The organism is Acidimicrobiia bacterium, assembly GCA_016650365.1.
GTDB lineage: Bacteria > Actinomycetota > Acidimicrobiia > Spongiisociales > JAENVV01 > JAENVV01.
Genome location: JAENVV010000334.1, coordinates 1 through 3,213 on the forward strand (window position 1 = coordinate 1; position 3,213 = coordinate 3,213).

5 protein-coding genes are annotated in these 3,213 nt (G+C 61.3%); 4 read left to right on the forward strand and 1 reads right to left on the reverse strand.

All coding sequences use genetic code 11. From position 1 onward, the window contains the following. Positions 1-103 precede the first annotated feature (103 nt). Together JJE47_17960 and JJE47_17965 are read left to right on the forward strand one after the other, a co-directional pair. Positions 104-448, forward strand: a complete 345-nt coding sequence (locus tag JJE47_17960) for a type II toxin-antitoxin system PemK/MazF family toxin (GenBank protein MBK5269311.1) — start codon at positions 104-106, stop codon at positions 446-448. Between the two features lie 106 nt (positions 449-554). Further along, the gene (locus tag JJE47_17965; protein MBK5269312.1) at positions 555-1,913 is read left to right on the forward strand and encodes a hypothetical protein; all 1,359 of its coding nucleotides are present in this window, start codon (positions 555-557) and stop codon (positions 1,911-1,913) included. Positions 1,914-2,000: 87 nt separating this feature from the next. Here the strand turns inward: JJE47_17965 and JJE47_17970 are convergent, their stop codons facing one another. Further along, positions 2,001-2,465 carry a hypothetical protein gene (locus JJE47_17970; protein ID MBK5269313.1) on the reverse strand — a complete coding sequence of 155 codons (465 nt, stop codon included), beginning with the start codon at positions 2,463-2,465 and terminating at the stop codon, positions 2,001-2,003. A gap of 43 nt (positions 2,466-2,508) precedes the next feature. On the opposite strand from JJE47_17970, the gene JJE47_17975 reads away from it, so the two are divergent. Next, positions 2,509-2,799, forward strand: coding sequence for a hypothetical protein (locus JJE47_17975; protein ID MBK5269314.1), 291 nt, complete (start codon positions 2,509-2,511; stop codon positions 2,797-2,799). 178 nt (positions 2,800-2,977) lie between these two features. After that, on the forward strand, positions 2,978-3,213 hold a 236-nt coding region (locus JJE47_17980; GenBank protein ID MBK5269315.1), incomplete at its 3' end, for an aminotransferase class V-fold PLP-dependent enzyme.

Sequence of the window (3,213 nt, forward strand, 5' to 3'; positions counted from 1 at the left end):
ACCGTCGGCGAAACGGTCGCTTTGGCGGTGCGGCGTTTACGCCAAGAACGGATCGGCCTGGAGCTGGCGGCTTCGCTCACTTCCGCCGAGGTCGACTGGCTTGATGCTGACCTCGGGTGACATCATCGAACTCGACCTCGGGGCACCATCGGGACGAGAGGCTGGATTCCGTCATCCAGCAGTGGTGTTGACCGCCCAAAGAATCCTTGAGAGGCAACCTAACGTGATTCAGGTCGTGCCATTGACCACCACCGCCCGCGGCTTCGGCTCTGAGGTTCTCATCGAACCCGATGAAGCCAACGGTCTCGTGCGGCCTTCGTCGGCGCAATGCCAACACATCCGGGCCGTGGCGACCAGTCGGATCGAGGGCGTTGTGGGTAATGTCGGTCCAGTCGCGCTTACCCAGATTCGCGAAACGGTTGGGTTGATTCTCGACCTCCCTACTTAGTCAACTCACCGGGAACGCTGCCGGTCCGCGAGGAGTTGAATGACTGAGTTCGTCGTTTTTGTCCTGGCGATAGTGTGGGTTGGCTCGTTGGGTCTATTGCTTGATCATGAAAGGCGTGATGGTGGTAGGGAATCTTCGGCTCGTTATGGTTCTAACCAGTTTCGTATTCGTGCTGGGAGCCTGCGGCGACAATGCGGGAGGGGACCAAGCGACTAGCTCAACGAGTATCCCTTCTTCCTCTACTTCGAGGATTGCCGCCCCATCGACAACTCTTCCGTCCCCAACCGTGCCGGCGGTCGGTTTGGATCTCTCAGACGCCGTTTGGGTGACGCATGGCCCCGACGGTATTCACAAAGACGACGGCACTCTTGTGTGGGAGACGGCGACCTTTCCCGCTCAGGTCGCCCGTGATCATGAGGGTGGCCTGGTGTTCGTTGAGTCCGGCGGGTTGTGGTGGTTCCCGATCCATGCCAGTGAACCGACCCGGGTGTGGGTGGCGGCCCCGATCTATTCGTTGGTCGACGTAGCCTTTGGTCCCGACGGTCCGATCGCGGTGCTCTGGGATTACGGTCCGGAATATGTCCGGCTGACTGACGGCGAATTCGTCGACGCACCCGGCGGGATGGACCCGGTTCCTGGCAATCCATGGGAGTGGCATTGGACTGCTGCCAACGGCCTTTCAGCTTGGATAACCCAACCCGAGGTGGAATGGGATTCAGAGGGCCAGCCCTCACAGGTACTCGAACCCGCTCATCTCATCATCGCCGAGGGTGACCTGCAGTTGGTCGATATCCGCGTCGGTGGCTTCTACGAACCGTGGGCGCGTATTCACGACTTCGACGGTCAGACCATCATCGTCTCCCGGGGCCCGTTCGAGCCGGCCATGCCCGAAGAGACCTTCCTGGTCATCGACCTCGCCGAAGGTGCCGTTACCAAATCGTTTGTCGCTGGTGGTACCAGCGCCACGCTGACCGGAGTCGACGTCGAATGGACTGGCCCTGTCGAGAAGTTGGACCTGGGGGGATACACCGAAAGTTCGATCATCACCGACGAGGGAGTCACAACTGTTGAGAGTGGCCGGTATCTCGTGTACGTTCAGGGATCACCGGACGGGGATGTCAGCTTGGAGGTCGACCTGGCGGTTTGGTTCGGCGGGAATGAGGCCAACATCGCGGCAAGGATCGACGGGGAGACCGATATCCCGGTCTCCAACGGCTACTACATTCGAAACGCCGACCCGACCACGCTCACCCTCCCGGTGGCAGCAGGCGTTTCGGTAACGTCGGTCTGGTACGACTACGACACCGACCCCGACCTCGAAAACGATCCCATTACCTACCAACAATTCCTAGACGTGATCCAGGGCCACGAAGAGAGCGTCCAAGGTCACCTGAGAACCAGTCCCTGGTGGGCCACGGTCGAGAAAGGAACAATCGTGGCTCTGGACGAGCAATACGTGCCGTAACCACCAAGCCACGATCGGCTAGATCTGTTGGTCTGTGCAAGCGAGCGTCGCTCTCGGAGCCGCCGATAGCCCGAGATGACTATGTGTCTACTCGGTAGGTTCCCGCAACTCGAGGGAGTTCGGATCAACGAGACGCTTGCCTCCCCAGCCTTCGACGGTCAGGCCCGCTTCGGTCATCTCCATGTGCTCGAAGTAGGAGGCGTCGATGGGGTCGCCGATGGTCCAGTTGTCGGGGATGTGACCCTCGGGTGTCTCTGTGAACCCCGAGTCTATGTACCAGGGGAAGACGCGCACCGTCCAGTCGAGGGTGGTCCGGTCGATGCGACAGAGCATGGAGTCCGGGAGCGCTCCGTCTCCCCAACGCCCACAGAAGATCGCGTCGTCGGTGACCACGAGTAGAGACGGAGGCAGGCCCGGAAGTGGATAGGCCCGCAGGATCCGTTCTCCGGTGGCGTCCATCAGCAGCACCTCGCCGTATTCGGCGACGCAGATGATGTCTCGTCCGTAAAGGCCGTTCGGGTCACCGAGGCCACAGCCCGTCGCCAAGTCCATGGTCTCCGGTTGCGGCCGTGAGAGTACCCACAGTCCCTCGTCGGTGATCGTCGCCGACCCCGGATCCACCCGAATTGACGTGGGTAGTGCAGCCAGGGCCGGGACCACCCCGTCTCGTTCAGCGTCGGCCGGGCTCTGGCTCGGTTCACCTACGATCGGAATCGTCACGCTCGTGGTGGTCGTTGATGTGGTCGGGTCGGCCACGGTTGTCGGCGGTGGCGAGGTGGTAGAGGAGGAAGTCGTAGCAATTGGCGTAGCGGTGGATGATGCATTGCTGACTGCCTGGCCGCACCCCGTTAATGCGATGCACGCAACGATGACTGCGGCCCGATAGCTCATGCGGCCTAACGTTCCACGGGTTCGAGTCTCGACACCTTGCACACTTCTCTAACGTTGCGAGTTCTGGATCGGTTCCGCCTTGCTCCGGTCGGCGCCCTCTAACCAGTTGTTTGCAGCCCGGCCCGGGAGTTCCTGGGTCTGTGGCGGCCGCGATGTGGGACAATTCTGGTCTGATGCTGTATCTCGATCATGCCGCCACCACACCCATGCGGCCCGCCGTCTGGGAAGCGATGGAGCCGTTTGTGGCCGAAACGTTCGGCAATTCATCCGGATCCCACGGAGTATCGCGGCGCGCCAAGAACGCCCTGGAAGAATCCCGCGAAGTGATCGCAGGACTCATTGGAGCGCGCCCGCAGGAGATCGTGTTCACCTCGGGCGGAACCGAAGCTGACAACCTCGCCATCAAGGG

Excerpts from the sequence above, each read along its gene's own strand:
- JJE47_17965 (MBK5269312.1), top strand. The coding sequence starts at position 555 with ATGAAAGGCGTGATGGTGGTAGGGAATCTTCGGCTCGTTATGGTTCTA.
- JJE47_17960 (MBK5269311.1), top strand. The coding sequence starts at position 104 with ATGCTGACCTCGGGTGACATCATCGAACTCGACCTCGGGGCACCATCG.
- JJE47_17970 (MBK5269313.1), bottom strand. The coding sequence starts at position 2,465 with ATGGACTTGGCGACGGGCTGTGGCCTCGGTGACCCGAACGGCCTTTAC.